Raw genomic sequence first — 26,152 nt, 5'->3', positions numbered from 1 at the left:
TTTTATATACCCTTATTCACCCCATACTTAATGGCGTAAGCCCTGAAACTCATCCGTAATGTTTAATATACTAGTTGCTAAAAATCAAACATCGAAAAACCATCTTCTTGTCCGAATTGGTTTTGTTCAACCGGTTCATATGTAATTTCTTCATCAACTGTACTGCGCAATTCAATAATATAGTCAAAATCATTCAATTCATATTCGGTAGTCTGCACAAACATATCAGGATGCTCAACTACTTTTACGGCAGGAAGCTGCATTATTTCCCTGATCAGCTGCCAATGTTTTTCATTCGCCCGGCGTGTGGAGACGATACCGTCAATAATATACAAAGTGTCACTGCTGTATTCATCCTGAATTAATTGACTGCGGACAGTCTGTTTCAACAGTGTACTGGATACAAACAGCCAGCGCTTGTTAGCACAGACACTTGCTGCAACAACTGATTCGGTTTTCCCCACCCGTGGCATTCCTCGAATACCTATTAGTTTGTGGCCTTCTTTTTTATATAGCTCAGCCATAAAATCGACCAATACACCCAGTTCGCTTCGAACAAAACGAAATGTTTTCCGGTCATCGGCATCACTATGAATATAACGGCCATGTCTTACTGCTAGTTTATCACGAAGTTTTGGTTTCCGTAACTTTTTTACAATTAACGTATCCATTGTCTCAAGAATTGATTTTAAACGGGTGATCTGCTCATCTTCTCTCGAAAGCAGGAGCATTCCTCTTCTGGAATTTTCCACACCATTAATACTGATAATATTAATCGAAAGCATTCCCAGCAGAGAGGAAATATCCCCTAATAGCCCAGGACGGTTATATTGAATCTCATATTCAAGGTACCATTCTGTCTTTTCCATTATAATCCCCTCATTCTTAAGCTGAATTTATCGAAACAAATGAATGATTGCAATATATCCATACAATAATAATAAATGATTTTACGTTCAGTGAAAAGAAGATTATTCCAAAACAAACAAAAATAGAGAAGCTGCTTGATTTGAACAGCTTCTCTTTCAAGTGACATCATTAATTTGTATTTCCCTGATTTTGAACGAGCTTAACCATCGCACTTGCCATGGATTGCCGCTCTTCTTTAGATGCTGCATTCCAAAGTTCTCTTAATACAGCCTCTTCACTGTTTTTCGCTTCGGTACTTTTAGCCAAATAATCTCCGACCTCATAAGCCATATTCGATACTGTCTGCTGACTCATGCCTTCAGATTGCGCGTGTTCAATTCGATTGGCCAAAAATTCCTTCCATGTATCAAAATTGTCAAGAACGGACATACAAATCTGCCTCCTTCATTTTTTTACATGCATAGTATTTGAATACAGCGACAGTTTTATGCATTGTCCGTATATTTTTACGCCCATCCGCCATTGATATTTAAAATTTCCCCATGTATATAACCTGATTTATCACTTATCAGAAAACTGACTGCATTTGCAACTTCTTCCGGTGTCCCGGCACGATTCGCCGGAATTTCCTTGGTGATCAGCTCTTTCTCTTCGGGAAGGAGCTGCTGATTCATCTTCGTATTAATAAAACCGGGGCTCACTGCATTCACGGCAATTCCAGATAGCGCCACCTCTTTAGCTAAAGCTTTCACAAAACTGTTCTGTGCCCCTTTTACGGACGAATAAATTACTTCATTACTTGCACCTGCATCTCCCCAAATGGATGTGATGAGAATGATTTTCCCGTTTTTTTTCTGAATCATTTCCGGGAGTATTCTATTGCAAATCTTCCATGGTGCCTTGACATGCAATGCAATCATTTCATCCATTATGCTTTCCGTTGCATCCTGGAATAACCCGATTGATGCTTTTCCACTTGCAAAAATGACCGCATCGACCGTATAAACAAGCTGACCGAGCAATTTTTCAACACCCTGCTCATCCCGTAAATCAGCCTGTATTTCTGAAAGAACCGCTTCATCAGGAATTTCCTGTTTGACTTTTTCAAGTACTTTCTTATTCTGATTATAGTGCAGCAAAAGCTGGTATCCCTCAGACGCAAGATTTCTGGCAATCGCTGAACCAATATCACCGCTGCTGCCAATTAACAGTATATTCTTCCCCATATACAATCCCTACTCACCTATAATTTTGCAGACCGCCAGGCGATCATCCCTGATCCATTGTTTCACAAATTTGTTAAAGTGATCCACATTTAATTCCTGAATAAACGGAATCAGTTCAAAAAAATCAATGCCGACATTCTGATAGTGAATATATTTGTTGGCGGTAAATTCCATGGAGTTCATCGACCGTAACAACTGCCCGATTTTCTTTTTCTTCATGCGATCAATTTCATCGCTCGTAAACACTGCGCTGTTCGTGGATTTGAGCAGATCCTTAACCCGCTTGGAAAACACATCCGGCTGATTCGTGTTTCCGCCTATAAGGGTATAACCAAAATCCTTTTCCAGGTTCGTTTCAAAATAAAAACTGTCATCAATCAATTCCTCGTCAAACAGCTGCTGGTAGATCGGACCGCCTTTGGAAAAATAAAAGTCAAGTATCATACTTTGCAGGAGATCTTTTTCCAAAAATTCCTGACCGCTCAACGCTGCCGCTGATTCCTTTATTCCAATCGTACACCTAGGTACAGAGATCGGCATCGTTAGGGTATTTTCATTCATGGCTACCGTTGCCGGCTCGTTAGGATATTCCCGGTCAATCGGTTCTATGTTTGCAAATTCCTTTGCCTGCTGATTTTGCTCAATCAGCTCCATCATATCCTGCTCATTAAAATTACCTGCGACGCATAACGTCATATTCTGCGGATGATAAAATGTGTGGTAGCACGTGTATAGATCATCCTTTGTAATCGATTGAATTGAATCAACGGTACCAGCGATGTCGATTTTAACCGGGTGATTATGGAATAGACTCTTTATCGTCCCCATAAATGATTGCCAATCCGGCTGATCATTGTACATTTCAATCTCCTGTGCAATGATTCCTTTTTCCTTCTCAACCGATTGTTCCGAGAAATATGGTGCTTGAACAAAATCCAGCAAGGTGTGCATGTTTTTCTCAATATGGTTAGTGGCAGCAAATAAATAAGCTGTTTTGGTGAATGATGTATACGCATTTGCCGAAGCTCCTTGTTTTCCAAAGTCGGCAAATACATCCCGATCCTCTTTTTCAAATAACTTATGTTCCAAAAAATGTGCAATTCCTTTTGGTACGGTAATTCTTTCAGATTTCCCAATCGGTGTAAATGTTTGATCAATGGAGCCGTAATCGGTTGAAAATATCGCATAAGTTTTGGCCATTTCAGGTTTTGGCAATAAAATGACTGTTAATCCATTTGTGAGTTGCTTTGAATAGACAACTTCATCAATACGGTCATACACTGCTTTATTCATTTGCTTTACCTCCTTTGCTTGTTAACAGATATACAGTATCCAGTTCGATTTTATTTGCAGCATCGACAATCTCCTGTTTGGTAACTGAATGAATATTTTCAATCAGTTCCTCTGGCGTACTTGATGTCCCTGCCACAGCATTCTGATACATCAGTTCAATCAGCCCCTGTGGATGATCCATCGTCTCACGCAGCTGGTTTACAATCAATTCCTTGGTATCAGCAATGTTTTCCTCATCGAAATCACCTTTTTTCATGGCTTTCATCTGTTCCTCGATGATTTCTCTCGCTTGTTCATAATCATCCGGTGCAATCCCGCTGAACACGAGCATTAAACCTTTATGACTTTCAATTCGGGAAGCTGCGTAATAAGCAAGACTATTCTTCTCCCTGACATTCAGAAATAATTTTGAGCTTGGGAAACCGCCAAACAGACCATTAAACACCTGCAGTGCGGCATACCCTTTATCCTGAAAAGCACAATGCGTTCGATATCCCAAATGCAGCTTTGCCTGTTGGAGATTCTGTTCTTCCATTACTGTTCTCGGTTTCTCGATTGTTTTAGCTGATTCCGTTTTAGTGTTAACGTTATTAGTCGGTTTGCTCCGATTAAAATAATGCTTCAATTTGGACGCCATGTCACTCGAATTAAAATCACCGCCTACATATATATCCATCTGATCTTCTTCAAGCAATTTCCGGTAATAATCATATAAATTAAATGGGGTAATTTCCCCGAGGTCCTCCTCATATCCCTGGACATGAAGGTGATACACTTCCGATTCACACATTTCATCAATAAGACGCATATTGGCATAACTCATTTTATCATCCATCAGCGCATGGATCTTTTGTTTGAGGATCTCCTTTTGCCTGGTTGTAATCGACGAATCAAATGAATCACCCGAAGTTTTCGGATTGAAAATCACTTCATTCAGTAGCGCGAGTGCTTCATCAAGAATAGAACCCTCATTGGATATGAACTTCTGATTGGCTATTTCCAGTCTGATGCTGATAATATGATAATTTCCTTTTTTCGCGCCATCAAGGGATAAAACAGCTCCATACAAATCATCCAGTTTACGTTGAAGGGAACTTCTATCCGGATATCCTGCTGTGCCCTGCTGCACTACATGCGGAATCAGCGCACGTTTCGTAATATTTTCCCGTGATAATGGCGCCATTAATTTCACCACAACAGATATTGTTTTATGTTTTTTACTCGGCACCAAATGATAGCGAATTCCATTTTCTGTAACTTCATGTTCATTTTTCATCCGTTTTCCTCCTGTTCTATGTATTATAATTAGTTTATACAAAAGAAAGATATTTAATAGCAAAAAACCTGACTCACCGTTAATCATAACAGCAAGACAGGTTTTATCAAGATTATCTGCTTCCCTTAATATATGGAACGCCATTTGCCTTTGGTGCTTCAGCACGACCGATAAATCCGGCCAAGGCGAGAATCGTCAATACATATGGTGCAATAAGCAGGAATATTTGCGGCACATCTTCCAATAACGGAATACCGGCACTGATGACACTTAAACTTTGCGCAAACCCAAAGAATAATGCCGCTCCCATCGCACCAAGCGGATGCCATTTACCGAAAATAACTGCTGCCAATGACATAAAGCCTTGTCCTACGATGGTAGCATGTGAAAAGTTCAACGCAATGGTTAATGCAAATACAGAGCCACCAAGTCCGCCAAGTGCACCAGACAAAATAACAGCTATATACCGCATTTTGTATACACCGATTCCATTGGTATCAGCTGCCATCGGGTGTTCCCCAACTGCACGCAGTCGTAGTCCGAACGGTGTTTTGTAAAGTACATACCAGGCAATGAACGCTAATATGATAGCGATATATGACGTCAGATAAATGTTCTGGAAAAACACCGGTCCGATTACCGGGATTTCTTTCAGGATTGGAATATCATTCGTATAAAAAGGCTGTTCAACCATATCCGTCTGCCCTTTTCCATACCATTGTTTTGTCAGGAAAACACCAAGGCCAAGCGCAAGAAAGTTAATGGCTACACCACTGACAACCTGATCAGCACGAAACGATACTGATGCTACTGCATGAATGATGGAGAAAATTGCTGAAACCACCATCGCAACCAGTATGGAAACCCACGGGGTCCATGCGCCCAGTACATCAGCAAATGTCAGATTAAACACGATTCCGACAAACGCACCCATGACCATTAAACCTTCCAGACCGATATTGACAACACCTGAACGCTCACTGAATACGCCGCCTAAAGCTGTGAATATAAGGGGGGCAGAAAAGAACAGTGCCGTAGGAATAATCGACTGCAACAGATCTACAAATCCCATTTATTTCCCCTCCTTTTTAAAACGAAGAATAACCCATCTGATAATATAGCTCGATGCTACAAAGAAGATAATCAAAGCGATAATAATATCAACCAGTTCTGTTGGAACACCGGAACCTGTCGGCATGTTTACCGCACCAACCTTCAGAATTCCAAATAAAATCGCTGCAAACACAACACCGATCGCAGTATTGGCACCTAATAATGCTACGGCGATACCATCAAACCCAAGATTGGTGAATCCGGACATGACCGATATGGAGCCGTACGTACCAAGCCCCTCCATCGCACCGGCAAGACCCGCAAATGCACCGGAGATTACCATGGAAAGTACGATATTTTTGCTTACATTCATGCCGGCATATTTGGAGGCATGTTCATTAAATCCGACTGATTTCAATTCATAACCTGTGGAAGTGCGCTGAATAATAAACCACATAATAGCTGCTGCGAACAAGGCAATTAAAATACCATAGTGCATCCGTGAAAAATAAGTTACCTGCTGCAGCCATTCAGAAGCGAGCGATGCAGTAGGAGCTATTTCTTCTGTCGAATCAAGGCTGTCGGTTAATACACTGCGGATTATTTCATTTGATACATACAGTGCAATGTAGTTCAGCATAATCGTTACAATAACTTCATGAACCCCTAGCTTTGCTTTAAGGATTCCGGGAATAAATCCCCACAATGCACCTGCGGCTGCAGCGGCCAATAAAGCCAGTGGCAGATGAATGTACATCGGTGCGTCAATTGCTAAACCAATCCAAACAGATGCAAGCCAGCCGACAATAACCTGACCCTCTGCCCCGATGTTAAACAAACCGGAACGGAAAGCAAATGCCACAGCAAGTCCTGTTAAAATATAAGGCGTGATCTGTCTGACTGTCTCTCCCATAAAATATAAATCGCCGAATGCACCATACCAAAGTGCACTGTAACCCTGGATTGGATTATAACCAAACATAAGCATAATAATCGCACCGGCCATCAATCCAAGCAGCACCGAAATCACGGGAATCAATATATTAAATAGTCTATTCGATATCATCAGTTTCACCTGCCTCATCTTTCGTACTTCCCGCCATCAGCAGGCCGAGTTCCTGTTCTGTTGTTTCTTCCGGCTTAACATCAGCAACAATATGGCCATCAAACATAACTGCAATCCTGTCACTGACATCCAATATTTCATCCAGTTCAAATGAAACGAGCAAAACGGCTTTTCCTTTATCGCGTTCTTCAATCAATTTTTTATGGATAAATTCTATTGCACCAACATCAAGTCCCCGTGTAGGCTGAGCAGCAATAAGTAAGTTAGGTGAACGGTCTACCTCACGTGCGATAATTGCTTTTTGCTGATTCCCGCCTGACAATGCTCTTGCCTTGGTATATTCACTAGGGGTCCTGACATCATATTCGTCAATTAATTCCTTTGCTTTCTTATAAATCTCTTTATAATTCAAAATTTTATTTTTGGAATATGGTTTTTTATAGTACGTCTGCAATACCATATTTTCCCCAATAGGAAAATCCAGTACCAATCCATATTTTTGCCTGTCCTGCGGTATATGCCCTATACCGCTTTCCGTGACTTTTCTTGGTTTAAAATTGGTAATATTTTTATTATTAATCTTGATAGTTCCTTTTTGCGCCTTCCGCAAGCCGGTTATCGCTTCAACAAGCTCTGTTTGACCATTACCGTCAACACCGGCAATTCCGACAATTTCCCCGGCCCGAACATTAAGGGTAAGATCTTTTACAATTCTTACTTTCCGGGAATCTTCAACATTTAAATTGTCAATGGACAACACATTTTCTTTCGGTTTTGCCTCAGTCTTTTCGGTTTTAAAACTGATTTCCCTGCCAACCATCAACGATGCAAGTTCCGTGACATTTGTTTTTTCCACATCAACAGTTTTAATACCTTTCCCTTTACGGATTACGGTACAACGGTCACAAACCTCCATAATTTCTTTTAATTTATGAGTGATTAGAATGATCGATTTACCTTCTCTGATCAGTGAATGCATAATTTCAATCAGTTCTTTGATTTCATTAGGCGTGAGTACAGCAGTAGGCTCATCAAAGATAAGAACTTCCGCCCCACGATAGAGTGTTTTTAAAATCTCTACCCGCTGCTGCATACCAACCGAAATGTCCCGTATCTTCGCCCTGGCATCAACATTGAGTCCATAGCGGTCTGAAAGTTCCTGAACCTCCCTTTCAGCTTTCTTGAAATCTATCTTTCCGGCATTGGTAGGTTCACTTCCCAGAATAATATTTTGGGTTACGGTATACGTATCCACAAGCATAAAATGCTGGTGCACCATTCCAATTCCAAGATCATTGGCAACATTAGGATCCGTAATGTTAACCTTTTTGCCACTTACCCTGATTTCCCCTTTTTCCGGCTGGTAGAGACCGAACAGTACGTTCATCAATGTTGATTTCCCTGCCCCGTTTTCCCCAAGCAAGGCATGAATTTCCTGTTTTTTCAACTGAATCGTAATATCATCATTGGCAACAATTCCAGGAAACTCTTTTCGAATATTAAGCATTTCTATCACATAATCCACGTTGTTCACTCCTTTTATAAGCCTTTATGTTTCCACATAAAAATCATCAAATGAAAAGGGCCGGAATCTTTTCATTTGAAGATTTTGAATTGACTGTTTTTTATTTCGCTCACCGGGCAAACATTGTCATGCATATGAAGGTTAAAAAGGCTGGATATTACCAGCCTTTCTAATCATGTATTAAAGGTTTTTAACAAATTTATCAGTTTCTTCACGTGTAGAAGGAACTTTCACTTCGCCGCTGACAATTTTCTCTTTCCACTTCTCAATAGCCTTCACAATATCTTCTGTCAATGCTTCCTTATTGGTCCGTGCCGCACTAACACCGCCATCTTCCAGACCGTAAACAACATTTTCACCGCCAGGAAATTCACCGTTCATCGTCTGATTTGCAAGGTCTTGTACAGCAACGTCAACACGTTTAACCATTGAAGTAAGTGTTACATTGTGTTCACCAATTTGTCCTTCTTCATACTGGTCGCGATCAACACCGATTACCCAAATATCTTTCTCAGGGTTATTTTTCTTAATGTCTTTAGCCTGTGCGAACACACCATTACCAGTTGCACCGGATGCATGGTAAATAACATCAATGCCACTGTTGTACATTTGAGTAGCAATCAACTTCCCTTTATCGGCAGCTGCAAATGATTCTGCATACTGTACTTCAACTTCAATGTCAGGATTAACCGATTTAACACCTGCAATGAAACCTGATTCAAACTTATTAATTAATGCTCCATCAACTCCGCCAACGAATCCTACTTTGTTGGACTTCGTTTTCTTCGCGGCAGCAACACCTACCAAAAATGATCCTTCATGTTCTTTAAATGTGATGCTCGCAACATTCGGTGCATCCACAACATCATCAACGATAGCAAAATGTTTGTCCGGATACTGCTCAGCAACTTGCTTGATTGCATCATGCAATTTGTAGCCAATACCGAAAACAAGGTCATAGTCTTTTTTAATTAAACGCGTAAGGTTCGGCAAGTAGTCTGACTTACTGTTGGATTGTGCATAATCATAGCCCTTTCCTTTTGAGAAACCATGCTCTTCGCCCCATGCCTGCAAACCTTCCCACGCTGACTGGTTAAATGATTTATCATCGACACCACCAACATCCGTTACCATTGCAGCACTGAAGTCAGATGAGTCATTACCGCTGCCGGAACTATCTCCGTCGCTTCCACTACTTGCGTTTCCGCCGCCTCCACAAGCAGCTAAAACCATACCGAGGCCAAGCAATACTGCTAACAACAAAAATTTACGATTTTTCAATCAAAGAACCCCCTATTTAATAGTATTGAAGTATGAGTGAACAGGAAACTAGTATTTATTCTACCTGAAACCACCTCCCAAAAATGCATATTTTTTTGAAATCCCTTACAAACGTTTTCTTAAAACGTGAAAACTGAACACATCCGATCGGAAAAAGTTTGCGGAGTATAATACTGGCTCGTCTTCATCTGTATAATGCATTTGCTTTAACAATAGCAATGATTGTTCCGGGCTGCAGTGTAATGCTTCATAGATGCGGTCGTGATACCCGATTGGTTCTATGTATGCGACAGCATAGGAAACCCGTTTTCCTGAATATGATTCCAACAGTTTAAAGAGTGAATCTTCGCGGTGCACCATATCCAGCGGAACCAGTCCCTCAGGCACCTTATCAATGCAAAAAACAACTGGCACATCATCAGCCGTGCGAACCCTTTCTATTTTAGCCAGCTTATCCACCCGTTTGGGGTTGAATTTTAACCGCTCATCTTCTGTTGGCTCCTGAAACTCCGTGGACAGAAACTGGGAGCCTGGTGTTTTTCCCGATTGTTCTATCATGTATGTGACACTGTTCAGCTGTTCAATTCCGGAAGAAAAAACAGGTTTCGGATTTACAAAAGTACCAACACCATGACGACGTGTGACAACGTTTTCTTCTTCCAGAATACGCAATGCCTCCCGTAACGTAGCACGCGATACACCTATGAGTTTGGACATTTGAAATTCAGAGGGAAGTTTTTGTTTTGGCTTGTATATACCTTTCTCAATATCTTCTTTGATTTTATCGATAACCTGAAGATATAAATGCCGTGAATCCAGTTTGATCGACATACAAATACCTCTCCATATATTTTATTTTTACAAGAGATCTGACCTCTGACGTTCGACTCTTATAGTCGACATAAATATAACACTTTTGGGGGAATAAATAAACAGCTATAGGCAAAATTAATTAAAAAAATAGAGAAAAAGTCGATTTTTTCTACAAAATATGAGTAAAAGCTCCTGGTTGACTATTGGTTTTGAATCTTCTGATTAAAGGGATGAGGTCGGTTTTCCGGTCAGTGGTCAAAAGATATTTCCGTTTATAAATTGCTGCAAACCAAAACCGGTTGCTGTGCGCTGATAGCTATGCCAGTAACGTATATTTTTCTATCCCTGAACAAACGGACAGCCATGTCCAATCATACAGACATGGCTGTCCTCCATTTAAAACTATGACAGTTTTTCTTCCGATGACTGGGAAACCAGGACTGTTCGCGGTTTACTGCCTTCATACGGACCAACAATGCCTCTGTCCTCCATTGCATCAATTAATCGGGCTGCCCGTGTATAGCCAATCCTGAATCTGCGCTGCAGCATGGACACGCTCGCACTCTGCATTTCTATAATCATCTGGACTGCATCATCATATAATTCATCGTCAACTTCAGACGTAACTTCACTCGTTTCTTCCGGAATCATTTCTTCCTGATAGGATGCTTTCTGCTGCTCCACACAATGATCCACTACCCGTTCCACTTCTTCATCAGATAAAAAGGCACCTTGAACACGGGTCGGTTTGGATGATCCTACCGGCATAAACAGCATATCACCATGACCAAGGAGTTTTTCCGCTCCCCCAGAATCCAAAATGGTACGTGAATCAGTCTGTGATGACACACTGAAAGCAATTCTGGACGGAATGTTGGCTTTAATTACACCAGTAATAACATCAACAGATGGCCGTTGAGTAGCAATAATCAAGTGGATACCTGCTGCACGCGCCATTTGAGCAAGCCTGGTAATCGCATCTTCCACCTCATTGGAGGCAACCATCATCAAGTCAGCAAGTTCGTCCACTAAAACAACGATATAAGGCAGATGAGGCTGTTGCTCTTCCTCTTCCATACCCTGATTATGCTTTTTGATGTACTCATTATACGCTTCAATATTACGTGTTCCTGAATCAGAAAATAATTCATATCTCCGTTCCATCTCCGCAACGACTTTTTTCAATGCACGCGAAGCCTTCTTCGGATCTGTGACAACCGGGGCCAATAAATGCGGGATGCCATTGTAGACATTCAGTTCCACTTTTTTCGGATCAATCATCATCATTTTGACTTCATGTGGTTTGGCACGCATTAAAATGGTCGTAATGATTCCATTAACACAGACACTCTTCCCGCTCCCGGTAGCACCAGCGATCAGTAGATGCGGCATTTTACTTAATTCCGAAACAACAGCATCGCCTGAGATATCCCTTCCAAGAGCAAATAACAGTTTGGAAGCTTGTTTATTTCTAACTCCATCCAGCACTTCACGTAACGAGACAAGTGCTGTTTCCTGGTTTGGCACTTCAATACCTACAGCTGATTTACCTGGTATCGGGGCTTCGATCCGCAAGTCTTTGGCGGCTAACGCAAGCGCCAGATCATCATGCAAATTAACAATCTTGCTTACTTTTACACCTGCTTCCGGATAAACCTCATATTTGGTAACCGATGGACCCACATGTACTTTGGTTACTCTGGCCTTTACCCCGAAACTGTTGAACGTCTGTTCCAGCTTTCGGACTGTAGCCTGTATATGGGACTTTTCATTTTGCTGTGAGTTCTGTGCAGGTTCCGCCAATAAATTGGACGATGGCAGGATATATTCATAGTTTTCGGTTTCTGTCATTGGCAGCGGATTTTCCTGACCTTCTTCCTGCACGTGTTCTTCTGGATTATTTTCCGTTGGCTCTGTCTTATTTTCAGCTTGTGTCTCGACTTGTCCATTAGGATCTACCGCATAGGCAACATCACTAAAATCCTGAATGACGGGCTCATTCTGGGGTTCATCACGTTCAAAATCAGGTCCATCTGCTACTTGAGAATCCTTCTCCGCTTTGGACTGTTGTTTAATCGCACGTGATTCACTTCTTTTTGCTTTCCAGCTTTTTATCATGGAACTAAATCTTTTGGTCCATTTTGAAAAAAAGTCACCAAATGAAAACTCAGTCATAAAGATAAACCCAATCAGAATCGAAAACACAGAAACTATTTTTGCACCGACTGATGAAAATAAAAAATAACAGAAGGCAAATAAAAACGCACCAATCATACCGCCGCCGGTTTGTAAAGTATCAGCCTGCCCGTCAACATATGCGAAAAAATTATCCCATGTCGTCTTAATAATCGACGTATTTTCAGAGAATAACAGAATTCGCTCATACGTTTGAATATGCGTCAACAGCAGAACGCCGGTAAAAATAATATAAAATCCGATCATTTTTTTATGTGTGAAATCGGGATACCGCCGTTTTACCATTAACATTACTCCAGTTACCAACAAAAAAAGTGAGGCAACAAAATACCAGATTCCAAAAAAGAACCGGAATAAATGAACAAGACTGCCGGGAATGGCTCCATCACTGATGGCGCTTGCCCCACTTCCAAAAATGGCGAGAAAAATAAATAATATGCCCAGCAGTTCATATTTAACCTGTTTTTTCAATTGTTTTTTCTTTTTCCTTCGTTTTTTAGCCATAACTTCACCTCTAATCACAGACAATGCATTACTTGAATAGTGAACAGGAAACCCCTGCCTTAACGAGGGCAAGGGTTGACAATTTTTTCATTCAGTTCCATTATAGCACAAATCAAGCCATTTGATTAATGTTCCTTTAAAATTGTACCGGGATTAAATTCCTGTCTTAAGAAGTCTTGCGGGTCAGTAGACAACAGTTGCAACACTTGATAGTCACCTTTATTGGTTTCTTCCACATAAAACTGCTTATCCTGATATGATACACAATGCCGTTTTGCAAGCACGTCATTTTCTGCAGGAAATATGTCCGAGTTGGCTAAAGGCGTATACAAAATCATTGAACCACCTGTTCCTCGTTACCTTTATTCTTGTCAATAAGCTCATTGACTTTCTGCATTGCTTTTTGAACGCCGCCAACCCCGTCAATTAGTCCGTATTCCACCGCATTTTCACCAACGACATTCGAACCAATATCACGTGTCAGATTGCCCCTTGCAAACATGAGCTCCTTAAATTTTTCCTCTTTAATATTTGAATGCTGTACAACAAAATCAATGACCCTGTCCTGCATTTTTTCCAGGTATTCAAATGTTTGCGGAACTCCGATAACCATTCCGGTCAGCCGTATTGGATGGATAATCATCGTTGCGGTCGGAGCGATAAAAGAATAATCTGTCGCAACAGCAATCGGCACTCCGATTGAATGCCCGCCCCCAAGAACAATAGACACGGTTGGCTTGGAAATCGAGGCAATCATTTCAGATAAAGCCAGACCAGCTTCCACATCGCCACCGACTGTATTTAATAATACAACAACACCTTCTATCTTGGGGTTTTGTTCAATTGCAATAAGCTGCGGAAGCAAATGTTCATATTTCGTTGTTTTGTTTTGCGGCGGCAGCTGGACATGACCTTCCACTTGACCTATTATCGATAATACATGAATGTTAGAATCCGGTGCTTGTGGGACATTGGATTGACCCAGCTGCTGAATTTTTTGAACGAGTGAGGATTGGTTATTCTGGTCACCCTGATTCTGGTCGTCCTTTTTTGATGGTTCTTTATCCATGCAGAACACTCCTTTTCTAATAAAGTCATACCTTTAGTATTATCTAACCCGGAGTGTTTCATGCGAATAAATGCATAAAAATACCGGCATCTTAGCCGGTATTTTTAATGATAATACTTTTTCTTTGATACTGTTAATATAAAAGCAACACTATTGTGTAACAGAGACAAGGTTTAACGTTTCCTTCAACACCTGTTTTTCTGTATCGGTCAACTCGAGTAATGGCATCCGAACACTGCCTGTATCGATACCTTTCATCCGCAAGGCAGCTTTTACCGGGGATGGTGACGGTGCAGCAAATAAGCCGTTCATAACAGGGAGAAGCTTCCGGTGCAGATTGCCGGCATCGGATACTTTGCCGCTTTTAAATGCGGTAACCATTTTCTGTATCTCGTTACCAATAACATGGGAAGCTACGGAGACAACACCGTCACCACCGAGAGCGAGTAACGGTAATGTCACACTGTCCTCCCCTGAGTACACACTGAAATCATCACCCGTGCGTTCAATTACTTCTGAAATTAAATCAAGATCCCCGCTTGCTTCTTTAACAGATACAATATTTTTCACTTTACTCAGCTGAACAATTGTATTTGCCTCCATTTTTACAACTGACCTGCCGGGAATATTATACAGCATCACCGGTAACTTAGTTGCATTCGCAATTGCGGAGAAATGTTCATAAAGCCCCCGTTGACTGGGTTTATTATAATATGGAACAACTAGCATGATTGCATCTGCTCCACTTGTTTCAGCTTCTCTTGTAAAAGAAATGGATGCAGCGGTATTATTGCTTCCGGTACCAGCAATTACTGGAACACGTTTATTAACAGTTTTAACAGTTTGCTTTAATAGGGAGATTTTTTCCTCTTTGGTCAATGTTGGGGACTCCCCTGTTGTACCGGCAATGACCAGGCCATCACTGCCGTTTTCCAGAAGATGCTCAATAAGTCCGGTAGTCTTCTGAAGATCCACCTTTCCACTTTCATCAAATGGGGTAACCATTGCTGTCAGGACATTTCCAAAATTCATGTCTTTACACCCTTCTCTTAAGTAATAGGATACTCGTCATTGACGCCGCTTAATTGGAAAACATCATGAAGTGCATTGACAGCTGCACTCAAGTCCTTTTCATTGATAAGCACCCATATCGTCGTATGACTGTCAGCCGATTGCAATATTTGCACTCCGGCATTAGTCAGTGACTGAACAATTCTTGATGCAACCCCGGGTACGCCTGTCATTCCGGCTCCTACAGCTGATACCTTTGCACATTTCTCGGTGATTTCCGGCTGAAAACCAAGTGTCTCCAGTATGTGCAGTGCCTTTTGAGTATGAGCTTCCGGAACAGTGTAAATAACCCCTGTCGGTGAAATATTAATAAAATCGACGGATATTCCTGCTTCTGCCATCGCCTTAAATACTTCAGACTGCAGGCGATGTGCCTCTTCTTTTGTGTGTATCTTAATTTGTGTAATCGCGGACATATGCGCAATCCCGGTTATCATCCGGTCGGTAATATCCTTACCTGCCTCCTCAACACGTGAAGCAGTTACCAGTGTGCCCTCATCCTGCATATAAGTGGAACGGACACGGATAGGGATTTTAGCCTGCATCGCAATCTCCACTGCCCGCGGATGAATGACCTTTGCACCTTGATACGCCAAATTACATATTTCAGTATACGTCACTACATCCAATGCGCGCGCTGAAGATACTACTCGCGGATCTGCTGTCATAATCCCATTTACATCGGTAAAGATTTCAATGCGCTCAGCAGTAAGCGCAGCACCCAACGCAGCTGCCGTTGTATCACTGCCTCCCCGGCCGATCGTAGTAATTTCACCGGAAGCAGTCTGTCCCTGAAATCCGGCAACTACCACAACATCATTTTGCTCAAGTTCCCTCATTATCCGATCCGTTTTCACTTCTTTTATTTTTGCCTGATTAAAATCTTCATTTGTAATAAATCCTGCCTGCGCTCCGGTTAAAGCTGTTGCCTGGATGTGCTTTTTTTGCAGCTCATTGGACATTACTACAGATGCAATTGTTTCTCCACACGACATCAGCAGATCAACTTCCCGCTTCGCATTCTGATTGGAAGGAAAATCAATAAGTTCAAGCAATGTGTCTGTTGCATATGGATCAGGCTTACGTCCCAATGCAGATACAACAACTACTACTTTATAATCCTGCACAAGTGCATTTTTTATATGATTGATAACATGGTTACGGTTTTCTTCCGTTTGAACGGAAGTTCCCCCAAATTTTTGGACCAGTATCTGCATACTAACACCTCAATTTCTAAAGCCATTTATTGTCAATTAAGCGTTCTGCAATCTGGATGGTATTCCAGGCAGCACCCTTAATCAGATTATCAGATACAATCCATAAATGGAAACCATTATCATGGTCCAGATCTTTACGGATACGGCCGACAAACACTTCTTCTTTATTCATTGCACTTAGTGGTGTCGGATAAACTTGATTAGCAGGGTCATCCTCTAAGATAATGCCTTCTGCTTTTCGCAAAACATCCTGCAGATCACTTGCTGATAATCCATTTTTATCAACGTCAACATACACACTTTCGGCGTGTGATTGGAAAAATGGCAGACGCACACATGTTGCAGATACCGGTAATTCCGGCAAGTGCAATATTTTTTTGGATTCATTAATCATTTTCATCTCTTCGAAAGTATACCCGTTTTCCTGAAACACATCTATTTGCGGAAGAGCATTAAAGGCAATTGGATAATGTTTCTTATCACCTTTGACAGGAAGCAATTCCGCCTTCATCTCTTCATTGTTCAAAAATTGTTTCGTCTGATTTTCCAGCTCTTCATTTGCACTATTGCCAGCTCCGGAAACAGCTTGATAGGTTGAAACAATAATCCGTGACAAACCATACGCTTCATGCAGCGGCTTCAGTGCTGCAACCATCTGAATTGTTGAGCAGTTCGGATTGGCAATAATGCCGTTGTGCTTTTTAATATCATCCACATTTACTTCCGGAACTACCAGTGGAACATCTTCATCCATACGATAAGCACTTGTGTTATCGACAACTACTGTACCGCGTTTCACCGCCTCCGGTGCCAGTTTTTTGGAGATAGAACCGCCAGCAGAAAATAACGCAATATCGACATCTTTAAAGCTGTCCGGTTCGGCTGCTTCCACCGTTATTTCACGATTCTTAAAAACTATTTTTTTACCGGCGGATCTTTCTGATGATAAAAGTTTCAAATCATTTATCGGCAAATCCTTTTTTTCCAATAGTTGAATGATTTTTTGCCCTACGGCGCCGGTTGCACCGACTACCGCTAAATTATATCCATTGTTGTTACCCATTAAGTTAACCCCTCATTTCCTAATAATAGATTATACTCATGTTACCATACTATCATATTCATGAGGAATAATAACAGGCTGAAGCTGTTCATGATGAAGAGCAGTTTCTACCGTTTTTACAAGCGAATCCATATCGGCAACGAGCGAATTCGGTTTTTTAATTGGATCATCCTGACCGAATGGAATAAAATAAATATATTTGCTTGCCATTAGACGCATCAGATTTACACCATTTAATCCAAGTGCATCATTGGTTGAAATTCCCAAAACCACAGGGCCCTGGTTCCGCATCGTTGCCTTCGCTGCCATTAATACCGGGGAATCGGTTAGCGCATTAGCCATCTTGCTAAGTGAATTTCCGGTTAATGGAGCTATTACCATACAGTCCAGTGGATATTTAGGTCCTAACGGCTCTGCTTCAGGCATTGTTGTAATGACTTTTTTTCCAGTAATGGACTCAATTTTTGCAACATGATCCTTCGCATTTCCGAACTTTGTGTCGGTGGTCCGAACCGTATACGTAACAATCGGTACCACTTCGGCCCCTTCATCCATCAGCCGCTCCAGCTGCGGAAAAACCTGATCATAAGTACAGTGCGATCCTGTCAGACCAAATCCAATTCGCTTACCTTTTAATTTCATGTTACTTTCTCCCTTCTTTTATAAGGAATTGTTTGATAACATCTGCCAAAATCTTTCCGGATGTTTTTGGTGCCACAATACCGGGAAGACTGCGGGCCAGAATTGCCTTAATACCTCTTTGTTTTGCATAATCAAAATCTGTACCACCGGGCTTAGATGCTAAATCGATAATGAATGCATGTGGTGGCAGATTCTGGATGGAATCCTTCCGAACCACATTTGCCGGAATGGTATTGATGAGAAGATCACTCTCACTTGTATGTTTTTCCAATTCATCCAGTGGTATAGCAGTGAGTCCCATTTCCGTAATTCTTGCCAGATCTTTGATGCTTTGTGCACAAACAGATACTTTTGCCCCGAGCGCTGCAAATTTATTGGCCACTGTATTTCCAACCCTTCCAAAGCCGACAACAATTACCCTTGATGAATGAATGGTGTAATCCGTATGTTCAATCACCATCATTATTGTACCTTCCGCGGTCGGAATGGAATTGTAGATTGCCACGTCATCCCTGTCAAACAGCGGGATGAGTGTAAGATTTAAATCAGTTGTTACAGTTGTAAGGTACTTCTTTGAAATTCCTGTAAAAATCAACGCCGATTTATCTAATGCGCCAAACCATTCTTTTGTTAACTGTATTTTTTGATCAGAAAAGGCTGCTTCTACATACCCTTCATCATCCGTTCCGGTTATTGGTAATACAACAGCATCCAGCTTTTCCGGTTCCAGATCGAAAAAGTCAGTTTGTTTCAGCCCTGTAAATCCTTGTTCCAAGTTATCAAACCCTACTAAATAAATAGTGGTATCAGTCATGGTCTGCAATTGACGCAGCAACTCCAGATATCGTGCATCTCCGCCGATTACAGCAATCGATTGACTCATCGTTATTACATACCTCCAGACAATTGCCCGTATTTGATTTCTGTATAGTTTATGTAGCTTTCCCGTGTTAGTGATTAGGAGTTTTTGTGACGGCCTGATTGTCTGCTTAACATAACTTTTTCAGATTTACCTCTTTGCTCAGACGAAACAGTCATGTATATGCGATTTCTTAACACGCAAAAAAACCGGCACCATTGTAAAATGATACCGGCCATCGTGTATATGAAGTTAGTCAAATTCAATCATAATCATGTCGTCCCCTATTTTTTTAATGGAACGCCACTTTATTTTCGTCTCTTCCCCTTCTTTTTTCAATCCGAACCATTTGTAATTAGGGATAATAAATGATTCGATCTGTCCGGTTTTTTCATTAATCTCCAGGTCGGTTTGCCCTAAAATACCAAGCCTTGATCCCTGGTTTACATTCACAATTTCTTTTCCGCTTATGTCCTTATACCGCATACATTCCCCTCCAAGTTCCATGGCTACTACTGAATATATGCAGTGAAAAGAATTCTATGCCTGTTGTTTCGGTGCTATCAATGCGCTTGATGTGTTTTGATTAAAAATGGATTCAATCACACGATGGATTTTTTCATGATTGACCCGGTCAATCTCGTCAACCATTTCATCCAGTGTACGATGGCGTTTAAGAAGCAATTCATTTCTGCCATTTCTGCTCATTCGGCTGCTTGTACTTTCCAGGCTGAGCATCAAATTTCCTTTGAGCTGTTCTTTGCTGTTCTTTAGTTCTTTGTCAGTTAATCCATCTTTAATTAACGAATCCATCGTTGCTTGAATCGTATCCCGTAATACTGGCAATTGTTCATTTCCGGTCCCGGCATAGATCGTCAGCATTCCATTATCCAGGAATGAAGAATGATATGAGAACACAGCATATGCTAAGCCCTGTTTCTCTCTAACTTCCTGAAAAAGTCTGGAACTCATACTTCCTCCAAGAACATTGTTCATGATAATGAGACTGTAAATATCCTCATCGTCCACGGCGAACCCGTTGAAACCAAGGCACAAATGAGCCTGTTCCGTATCCTTATTGCGTTCAATATCATTAGCAAGAAACGAGGGTTTTTCCAGAACCGCCTGATCTTCTTCCCCGTAATAATTGCCGAAGTAGCCTTCTACGGTGCTGATGAATAAATCATCCACATTACCTGCAACAGATACAACAACATTTTTTGGTGTATAGCGATTTTTAATATATGTACGCAATGTTTCAGGCTTAAATGATTGCAGCTGTTTCTCTGTTCCTAGTATCGGATAACCCAGTGGATGATCACCATAGGCTGCTGCAGCCAGCAAATCGTGAACAATGTCATCGGGAGTATCCTCGTACATTTTTATTTCTTCCAGCACAACCTTTTTCTCGCGTTCCATTTCTTCTTCATCAAAAGAAGAATTAAAGAACATATCCGCCAAAATTTCCAGCGCATATTCCTTATGCGTATCAATCACTTTTGCATAAAAACACGTATATTCTTTTGAAGTGAAAGCATTTACTTGTCCGCCAATGGCATCAAATGCTTCCGCAATATCCTGCGCAGACCTTGTTTTTGTTCCTTTAAAAAACATATGCTCTAAAAAATGGGAAATGCCGTTATTTTCTTTCGTCTCGTTTCTGGAACCGGTTAAAACCCAGACTCCAATGGTCACCGACCGTACTGCAGGAATCTTCTCCTGGACAATACGAAGTCCGTTATTACATGTATGCTTTTCTACCAAAACAAAATCCTCCTATATCATTTCGATAACGGGAATTTTCTACCCTTTATCTTTTTGCACTTAATAAAGTCGAAATCGTGCCTATCCGGTAACCCCGATCCTTAATATTTTTTATCAAATTACCCAATCCATTAACAATAGACGGTGTCGGATGCATTAAAACTGTTGCACCAGGGTGAAGGTCATTCATTACTCGATTCATCATAACAGATACTGTAGGATTCTTCCAATCAATCGTGTCTACCGTCCAAAGAATTGTTTTCATATTTAACATATCTGCTGTTTTGACAACCTGATCATTAAAACTGCCACTAGGTGGTGCAAACCAATCCGGTGTTTTTCCAGTGATTGCTGTCAGTATCTCATTGGTGCGTTTCATTTGTTCAGCAATTGCATTTTTTGAAAGGTTTTCCATATCCGGGTGGTTATAAGCGTGATTTCCGATCACATGACCTTGTTCATCAATCATTTTGACATAATCAGAATTTGCCTGTGCCCATTTTCCTTCAATAAAAAAAGTTGCGTCGACGTTATGTTTTTTTAAAATCGTCAGAATCTCGGGAATGTGTTCGGCCCCCCACGACACATTTATTAAGAAGGAAACCATTTTCTTTTTTGGATTACCCCGGTATATGGGGGCAGGTGGAAGCTCATCCAATGTAACTTTTGGAGGGATCTGCTCATACACCAGCAACGTTTTGTCAAACTCTCCAGATTCTTTCATTTGTTCGTATGATTTATCGACATTGACATGAATCCCATTTAGTCCCGGAGTCTTTTTCCAGACTTTGTCGATATAGGCATTGATCGGGGATTTACTGAACTTGGAACGTTTCGATTTTATTTCTTCATAAAGCGGATCCTCTGTCTTAGTTACAGCGTCTGAAAAGGTTTCCGCCTCATTCATAACAAATGGATTATATTGATCATTGAACGCAATTAAAACGATAAATACAAACACACAGATATGTATCACAGATCGATAACGATACATCCGAATCCCCCCTCATTTATCCATATGAGGAATATGGACAGGTTATGTTAAAAAATGACGCTTCCCATTCAAAATGAACGTCAGTACCGTTATCAAGAGAATACATGTATCGTATCAATAATAATCAGTCCTACACAAAGGCTGTTTTGAATTTTTAATTTTACACTGACACAAAATCCATAAACTGCGACATAGTATGATGTTCTACCACCGCTGCGGAAATACACGTCGCTTTCACTTTCGAGCATAAGCGCGACCTGCTCAAGCAAGCTTTCGCAGTGTCTTCTTTTCCGTGGGCGGCTGATGAGCCTCCTTGCGCTGTCGCGCTACGGAGTCTAGGCACTCTTTGCTGGAATCGAAATCGTTATAGAAAAACGAATGATACCACTACACTAGTCCGGGTGAGCGGAGGGCGGTGACTCCTGCGGGAACAGCACGTGTCCGAAGACCCCGCAGAGTGGTTTTCTCGAGGAGGCTGAGGCCGTGCCCGCGGAAAGCATCCGCCCGGAGCGATCCCGGACGGCAGGGCGAGAGATGGATGTAATTATAGAACTCATTCCAGCAGTTTATGTCGCAGTTTTGTTCCACTACGGGGTTAAGAAATATAATTTACGAAAAAACCTAAACATAAAAAAGAAACTGGGGTACCAGCTTCTTGTCGTGTTGCTTATGTTACATGCTTGATTTTTCCTTCTTTTCCTTTTCCTCTTTCAATACAGCTTTGCGTGAGAGATTAACACGGCCCTGCCTGTCAATTTCCTTCACTTTAACCATGATCTCATCACCAATTGAAACGACATCCTCAACTTTGTTGGTTCGCTCCTCAGCCAGTTCAGAGATATGCACTAGACCATCTTTTCCTTTAAATATCTCGACAAATGCACCAAATTTCTCAATGCGTTTGACAGTTCCCAGATAAGTCTGTCCAACTTCCACTTCCCGTACAAGATCTTCAATAATTTGTTTTGCCTTATTATTCATTGTTGCATCTGTTGACGAAATAAATACACTGCCATCCTGTTCAATATCAATTTTTACGCCGGTCTCATCAATAATCTGATTGATTTGTTTACCGCTTGGTCCAATGACATCGCGGATTTTATCCGGATTAATTTCCATTGTCAGGATTTTCGGTGCATATTCAGATAATTCCTCTTTTGGCTTGTTAATGGTCGCAAGCATGGAATCTAAAATGTGCATACGGCCTTTTTTAGCCTGTGACAATGCTTCTTCCAAAATTTCTTTGGATAGACCGTCGATTTTAATGTCCATTTGCAGTGCTGTAACACCCTCAGCTGTACCGGCTACTTTAAAGTCCATATCGCCAAGCGCATCTTCCATTCCCTGAATATCAGATAAAATGGTATAATCATCACCTGATTTCACAAGTCCCATTGCAATACCTGCTACGGGTGCTTTAATTGGAATACCTGCATCCATCATCGCCAATGTACTTGCACAAATACTTGCCTGTGATGTGGAACCGTTTGACTCTAATACTTCCGAAACAAGACGAATCGTATATGGAAATTCCTTATCTGAAGGAACAACTTTTTCCAGCGCTCGTTCTCCCAATGCACCATGTCCAATTTCACGGCGCCCTGGCCCTCTGATTGGTCCTGTTTCCCCAACACTGTATTGCGGGAAATTATAATGGTGCATAAACCGTTTTGACTCTTCAAGATCCAGCCCATCCAAAATTTGAACATCCCCTAATGCACCGAGGGTACATACACTTAATGCCTGGGTTTGTCCACGTGTGAATAACCCTGAACCGTGCGTTCTTGGCAGAACTCCAATTTTAGAAGACAGTGGACGAATTTCATCAATTTTACGACCATCCGGACGTACTTTCTCTTTTGTGATTAAGCGACGCACTTCTTCCTTCACCATTTTATCCAGCGTTGATTTCACATCTTTCACTACATCTTCTTCTTCGTCTTCATAACCGGCAACCACTGCTTCTTTCACAGCATCGATTGCTTCTTCTCTTGCATGCTTTTCCTGTACTTGAATCGCTTCGTGTAACTTCTCTTTTGCTTCTGCTTCAACTTTTGCGACGAGCGCCCCATCTGTTTCAGCGATTTCCGGTTCAATTTTTTCGATGCCTGCAGCATCAATAATTTTTTCCTGAAACTCAACAAGTCGGACAATTTCCTGATGTCCAAACATAATTGCTTCAAGCATAACTTCTTCAGGTACTTCATTTGCCCCTGCTTCAACCATGTTAATGGCTGCTTTGGTGCCCGCAACAGTCAAATCAATATCACTTTTTTCCCGCTGGTCAATCGTTGGATTGATTACAAACTTTCCATCAACCCGACCGACATCAACTCCGGCAATCGGTTCAGAAAATGGGATATCGGAAATGCTCAATGCAATCGATGAACCGATCATTGCAGCAATTTCCGAAGAACAATCCTGTTCCACACTCATAACAGTACTGATAACCTGTACTTCATTTCGGTAACCATCGGGAAAAAGCGGTCTGATTGGACGGTCGATTAATCGAGACGTCAATGTTGCTTTCTCACTTGGACGTCCTTCCCTTTTAATGAAACCACCAGGAATTTTTCCAACTGCATAAAGACGTTCCTGGTAATTAACAGTTAATGGAAAAAATGGTAAATCCTTTGGTTCTTTGGATGCGGTGGCAACAGATAATACGGAGGTATCCCCATACCGTATCATACATGCACCATTCGCTTGTTTTGCAAGTTCTCCAGTTTCAACGGTGAATTTTCTGCCGGCAATTTCCGTGGAGAACACCTGATTTTCATCTGTCATTAGTAATAGTACTCCTTTCAAGAAAACATTCTATCTTTCATTTTATAGTTAATGCGGATAAATGTAAATTTTTATAAGTGGTATAAGTATTAGAAAAAACTCGGCATTCGCCCGTCTTATAGCGAGTGCCGAAGTTTTTCTTATAAGGTCTACCATCATTTATAATTTCAGACGTTATAAAAAAAGCAGGATTGCTCCTGCTTTTTTTAAAATACTTATCGGCGTAGGCCAAGTTTTTTAATTAGTTCGCGATAGCGTGTAACATCTTTCTTACGAAGGTAATTAAGCAAGTTACGACGTTTACCAACCATTTTCAAAAGACCACGGCGTGAATGATGATCTTTTTTGTGAACACGCAAATGTCCATTTAATGTAGTGATTTCTTCCGTCAGTACAGCAATTTGCACTTCTGGGGAACCAGTATCATTTTCATGAACCTTGTATTCGCTGATAATTTCATTTTTACGATCTTTTGTGATAGCCAATTGGCTCACCTCCATTATTTTAATTTCATCCCCATTCCCCCAGCAAACGTCGGAGTCACGATATGCCAAGCGATGGTTCTACTTTTTAAGGTTACATCTTTTTTAGCCAAAATGCAAGCCATAATTTAATTAGAACTGGAATTGCTACCTCAGTTTGAAAAATATTGGCGAATGACCCGCTCATCATCTTCTATCTGCTCAATCAGTTCATCCACACTATCAAATTTTTCCTCATCCCGGATAAATTTATGCCATTCCATGATTAATTCTTCACCGTACAAGTCGTTATTGTAATCAAAAATGTTCACCTCAGCACTTGGTTCATCAAGTTTCCCGTCAAATGTCGGGTTATAGCCGAGACTCGCCATTCCCTCATACAGCTCCTTTTTATACTGCACCTTCACTGCATATACACCCGTTTTAGGAAGCAGTGCATCCGGGTCAATCTGAATATTGGCTGTTGGGTAACCAATAGACCGGCCTCTCTTTTCGCCATCGATGACAATTCCCTGAATATTCAATGGACGACCAAGCAGTTTATTGGCTGTTTCAACTTTACCGTCCCGCAGCAATTCTCTAATTCTGGTTGAACTTACTTTTTGATCATGCATATCAACCTTGCTGATCGTCGTGTATTCAAACTCGCCCCGGGTATGATTCCCAACCTCTTTCATGTTCCCTTTTCCTTTATGGCCATAGGAAAAATCAAAACCTGCGACAAGATGCTTTATTTTTAATCCGATGATAAAATGATCAATAAACTGCTGGGGTTCAAGGGAAGCCAATTCTTTATTGAACGTTATAATATAAAGCCGATCCACATCCATTTGTTGGAGAATTTCCTTCTTTTCTTTTATGGGTGTAATATACCTGACATGTGCTGCATCTTTTTTCAAAACAACCGATGGATGTGGATGAAATGTTATAACAGCACTTTCCATGTCATTTTTTCTTGCTTTATCAACTGCGGTTTGAATTACTTCCTGATGACCTTTATGTATCCCGTCAAAAAAACCAACCGCGGCGACAGTTTCAGGAAGATTCTCCAGTTCCAATGTATGCGGATAACTTAATTCTATCGTTCGCAATGCTTTTCAC

Annotated in this window: 24 protein-coding genes; all 24 read right to left on the bottom strand. The window is 41.1% G+C overall.

What is annotated here, in order from left to right:
- Nucleotides 1–77: 77 nt before the first annotated feature.
- Nucleotides 78–869 carry a YmfK family protein gene (locus tag HUX68_RS03090; protein ID WP_174613371.1) on the bottom strand — a complete coding sequence of 264 codons (792 nt, stop codon included), beginning with the start codon at nucleotides 867–869 and terminating at the stop codon, nucleotides 78–80.
- A gap of 169 nt (nucleotides 870–1,038) precedes the next feature.
- On the bottom strand, nucleotides 1,039–1,299 hold the full coding sequence (locus HUX68_RS03085; protein ID WP_174613370.1) for a DUF3243 domain-containing protein: 261 nt from the start codon (nucleotides 1,297–1,299) through the stop codon (nucleotides 1,039–1,041).
- Nucleotides 1,300–1,376: 77 nt separating this feature from the next.
- Entirely contained in the window at nucleotides 1,377–2,096 is a 720-nt protein-coding gene (gene ymfI / locus HUX68_RS03080) for an elongation factor P 5-aminopentanone reductase (RefSeq protein ID WP_174613368.1), read from the bottom strand.
- Nucleotides 2,097–2,105: 9 nt separating this feature from the next.
- Nucleotides 2,106–3,389, bottom strand: coding sequence for an EF-P 5-aminopentanol modification-associated protein YfmH (gene yfmH, locus HUX68_RS03075; RefSeq protein WP_174613367.1), 1,284 nt, complete (start codon nucleotides 3,387–3,389; stop codon nucleotides 2,106–2,108).
- Complete coding sequence (yfmF, locus tag HUX68_RS03070; RefSeq protein ID WP_174613365.1) at nucleotides 3,382–4,665, bottom strand: EF-P 5-aminopentanol modification-associated protein YfmF; 1,284 nt, start codon at nucleotides 4,663–4,665, stop codon at nucleotides 3,382–3,384. The genes yfmH and yfmF overlap by 8 nt, the downstream gene beginning before the upstream one ends.
- Nucleotides 4,666–4,777: 112 nt before the next feature.
- Complete coding sequence (locus HUX68_RS03065; RefSeq protein ID WP_174613362.1) at nucleotides 4,778–5,737, bottom strand: ABC transporter permease; 960 nt, start codon at nucleotides 5,735–5,737, stop codon at nucleotides 4,778–4,780.
- Nucleotides 5,738–6,784: an ABC transporter permease gene (locus HUX68_RS03060; protein ID WP_281355788.1), complete on the bottom strand. Its 1,047-nt coding sequence runs from the start codon at nucleotides 6,782–6,784 to the stop codon at nucleotides 5,738–5,740.
- Nucleotides 6,771–8,309 (bottom strand): ABC transporter ATP-binding protein, encoded by a 1,539-nt coding sequence (locus HUX68_RS03055; RefSeq protein ID WP_174613360.1) that lies wholly within the window; start codon nucleotides 8,307–8,309, stop codon nucleotides 6,771–6,773. Before HUX68_RS03055 ends, HUX68_RS03060 begins: the two co-directional genes overlap by 14 nt.
- Nucleotides 8,310–8,489: 180 nt before the next feature.
- Nucleotides 8,490–9,590, bottom strand: coding sequence for a BMP family lipoprotein (locus HUX68_RS03050; RefSeq protein ID WP_174613358.1), 1,101 nt, complete (start codon nucleotides 9,588–9,590; stop codon nucleotides 8,490–8,492).
- A 105-nt stretch (nucleotides 9,591–9,695) separates the two neighbouring features.
- The gene (locus HUX68_RS03045; protein ID WP_174613356.1) at nucleotides 9,696–10,421 is read right to left on the bottom strand and encodes a GntR family transcriptional regulator; all 726 of its coding nucleotides are present in this window, start codon (nucleotides 10,419–10,421) and stop codon (nucleotides 9,696–9,698) included.
- A 384-nt stretch (nucleotides 10,422–10,805) separates the two neighbouring features.
- Nucleotides 10,806–13,103 carry an FtsK/SpoIIIE family DNA translocase gene (locus HUX68_RS03040; protein ID WP_174613354.1) on the bottom strand — a complete coding sequence of 766 codons (2,298 nt, stop codon included), beginning with the start codon at nucleotides 13,101–13,103 and terminating at the stop codon, nucleotides 10,806–10,808.
- 125 nt (nucleotides 13,104–13,228) lie between these two features.
- Nucleotides 13,229–13,441, bottom strand: coding sequence for a YlzJ-like family protein (locus HUX68_RS03035; RefSeq protein WP_174613352.1), 213 nt, complete (start codon nucleotides 13,439–13,441; stop codon nucleotides 13,229–13,231).
- A complete protein-coding gene (locus HUX68_RS03030; protein WP_174613350.1) occupies nucleotides 13,438–14,172 on the bottom strand; it encodes a ClpP family protease in 735 nt (244 codons plus the stop codon). Before HUX68_RS03030 ends, HUX68_RS03035 begins: the two co-directional genes overlap by 4 nt.
- Before the next feature lie 150 nt (nucleotides 14,173–14,322).
- The gene (gene dapA / locus HUX68_RS03025) at nucleotides 14,323–15,204 is read right to left on the bottom strand and encodes a 4-hydroxy-tetrahydrodipicolinate synthase (protein ID WP_174613348.1); all 882 of its coding nucleotides are present in this window, start codon (nucleotides 15,202–15,204) and stop codon (nucleotides 14,323–14,325) included.
- 17 nt (nucleotides 15,205–15,221) lie between these two features.
- Nucleotides 15,222–16,460: an aspartate kinase gene (gene dapG, locus HUX68_RS03020; protein ID WP_174613346.1), complete on the bottom strand. Its 1,239-nt coding sequence runs from the start codon at nucleotides 16,458–16,460 to the stop codon at nucleotides 15,222–15,224.
- Nucleotides 16,461–16,476: 16 nt separating this feature from the next.
- Complete coding sequence (gene asd / locus HUX68_RS03015) at nucleotides 16,477–17,523, bottom strand: aspartate-semialdehyde dehydrogenase (protein WP_174613344.1); 1,047 nt, start codon at nucleotides 17,521–17,523, stop codon at nucleotides 16,477–16,479.
- A 36-nt stretch (nucleotides 17,524–17,559) separates the two neighbouring features.
- The gene (gene dpaB / locus HUX68_RS03010; RefSeq protein WP_174613342.1) at nucleotides 17,560–18,165 is read right to left on the bottom strand and encodes a dipicolinate synthase subunit B; all 606 of its coding nucleotides are present in this window, start codon (nucleotides 18,163–18,165) and stop codon (nucleotides 17,560–17,562) included.
- Between the two features lies 1 nt (nucleotide 18,166).
- Nucleotides 18,167–19,048 (bottom strand): dipicolinic acid synthetase subunit A, encoded by an 882-nt coding sequence (gene dpaA, locus HUX68_RS03005; protein WP_174613340.1) that lies wholly within the window; start codon nucleotides 19,046–19,048, stop codon nucleotides 18,167–18,169.
- Between the two features lie 228 nt (nucleotides 19,049–19,276).
- Entirely contained in the window at nucleotides 19,277–19,510 is a 234-nt protein-coding gene (locus HUX68_RS03000) for a YlmC/YmxH family sporulation protein (protein ID WP_174613338.1), read from the bottom strand.
- Between the two features lie 54 nt (nucleotides 19,511–19,564).
- Nucleotides 19,565–20,788 (bottom strand): M16 family metallopeptidase, encoded by a 1,224-nt coding sequence (locus tag HUX68_RS02995; RefSeq protein WP_174613336.1) that lies wholly within the window; start codon nucleotides 20,786–20,788, stop codon nucleotides 19,565–19,567.
- Nucleotides 20,789–20,834: 46 nt separating this feature from the next.
- On the bottom strand, nucleotides 20,835–21,782 hold the full coding sequence (locus tag HUX68_RS02990) for a polysaccharide deacetylase family protein (protein ID WP_174613334.1): 948 nt from the start codon (nucleotides 21,780–21,782) through the stop codon (nucleotides 20,835–20,837).
- A gap of 672 nt (nucleotides 21,783–22,454) precedes the next feature.
- Entirely contained in the window at nucleotides 22,455–24,569 is a 2,115-nt protein-coding gene (gene pnp / locus HUX68_RS02985) for a polyribonucleotide nucleotidyltransferase (RefSeq protein ID WP_174613332.1), read from the bottom strand.
- A 215-nt stretch (nucleotides 24,570–24,784) separates the two neighbouring features.
- The gene (rpsO, locus tag HUX68_RS02980) at nucleotides 24,785–25,054 is read right to left on the bottom strand and encodes a 30S ribosomal protein S15 (protein ID WP_174613330.1); all 270 of its coding nucleotides are present in this window, start codon (nucleotides 25,052–25,054) and stop codon (nucleotides 24,785–24,787) included.
- Nucleotides 25,055–25,203: 149 nt separating this feature from the next.
- Nucleotides 25,204–26,142 (bottom strand): riboflavin biosynthesis protein RibF, encoded by a 939-nt coding sequence (gene ribF / locus HUX68_RS02975; RefSeq protein ID WP_174613328.1) that lies wholly within the window; start codon nucleotides 26,140–26,142, stop codon nucleotides 25,204–25,206.
- Nucleotides 26,143–26,152: the final 10 nt, after the last annotated feature.

The sequence above is a fragment of the Virgibacillus ihumii genome, assembly GCF_902726655.1.
Classification (GTDB): Bacteria; Bacillota; Bacilli; order Bacillales; family Amphibacillaceae; genus Lentibacillus; species Lentibacillus ihumii.
Note: the sequence above shows the minus strand (reverse complement) of the source record. Positions and strands in the feature narration are given on the sequence as shown.

Excerpts from the sequence above, each read along its gene's own strand:
- HUX68_RS03090 (WP_174613371.1), bottom strand. The coding sequence starts at position 869 with ATGGAAAAGACAGAATGGTACCTTGAATATGAGATTCAATATAACCGT.
- HUX68_RS03085 (WP_174613370.1), bottom strand. The coding sequence starts at position 1,299 with ATGTCCGTTCTTGACAATTTTGATACATGGAAGGAATTTTTGGCCAAT.
- ymfI (WP_174613368.1), bottom strand. The coding sequence starts at position 2,096 with ATGGGGAAGAATATACTGTTAATTGGCAGCAGCGGTGATATTGGTTCA.
- yfmH (WP_174613367.1), bottom strand. The coding sequence starts at position 3,389 with ATGAATAAAGCAGTGTATGACCGTATTGATGAAGTTGTCTATTCAAAG.
- yfmF (WP_174613365.1), bottom strand. The coding sequence starts at position 4,665 with ATGAAAAATGAACATGAAGTTACAGAAAATGGAATTCGCTATCATTTG.
- HUX68_RS03065 (WP_174613362.1), bottom strand. The coding sequence starts at position 5,737 with ATGGGATTTGTAGATCTGTTGCAGTCGATTATTCCTACGGCACTGTTC.
- HUX68_RS03060 (WP_281355788.1), bottom strand. The coding sequence starts at position 6,784 with ATGATATCGAATAGACTATTTAATATATTGATTCCCGTGATTTCGGTG.
- HUX68_RS03045 (WP_174613356.1), bottom strand. The coding sequence starts at position 10,421 with ATGTCGATCAAACTGGATTCACGGCATTTATATCTTCAGGTTATCGAT.
- HUX68_RS03040 (WP_174613354.1), bottom strand. The coding sequence starts at position 13,103 with ATGGCTAAAAAACGAAGGAAAAAGAAAAAACAATTGAAAAAACAGGTT.
- HUX68_RS03035 (WP_174613352.1), bottom strand. The coding sequence starts at position 13,441 with ATGATTTTGTATACGCCTTTAGCCAACTCGGACATATTTCCTGCAGAA.
- HUX68_RS03030 (WP_174613350.1), bottom strand. The coding sequence starts at position 14,172 with ATGGATAAAGAACCATCAAAAAAGGACGACCAGAATCAGGGTGACCAG.
- dapA (WP_174613348.1), bottom strand. The coding sequence starts at position 15,204 with ATGAATTTTGGAAATGTCCTGACAGCAATGGTTACCCCATTTGATGAA.
- dapG (WP_174613346.1), bottom strand. The coding sequence starts at position 16,460 with ATGCAGATACTGGTCCAAAAATTTGGGGGAACTTCCGTTCAAACGGAA.
- asd (WP_174613344.1), bottom strand. The coding sequence starts at position 17,523 with ATGGGTAACAACAATGGATATAATTTAGCGGTAGTCGGTGCAACCGGC.
- dpaB (WP_174613342.1), bottom strand. The coding sequence starts at position 18,165 with ATGAAATTAAAAGGTAAGCGAATTGGATTTGGTCTGACAGGATCGCAC.
- dpaA (WP_174613340.1), bottom strand. The coding sequence starts at position 19,048 with ATGAGTCAATCGATTGCTGTAATCGGCGGAGATGCACGATATCTGGAG.
- HUX68_RS03000 (WP_174613338.1), bottom strand. The coding sequence starts at position 19,510 with ATGCGGTATAAGGACATAAGCGGAAAAGAAATTGTGAATGTAAACCAG.
- HUX68_RS02990 (WP_174613334.1), bottom strand. The coding sequence starts at position 21,782 with ATGTATCGTTATCGATCTGTGATACATATCTGTGTGTTTGTATTTATC.
- pnp (WP_174613332.1), bottom strand. The coding sequence starts at position 24,569 with ATGACAGATGAAAATCAGGTGTTCTCCACGGAAATTGCCGGCAGAAAA.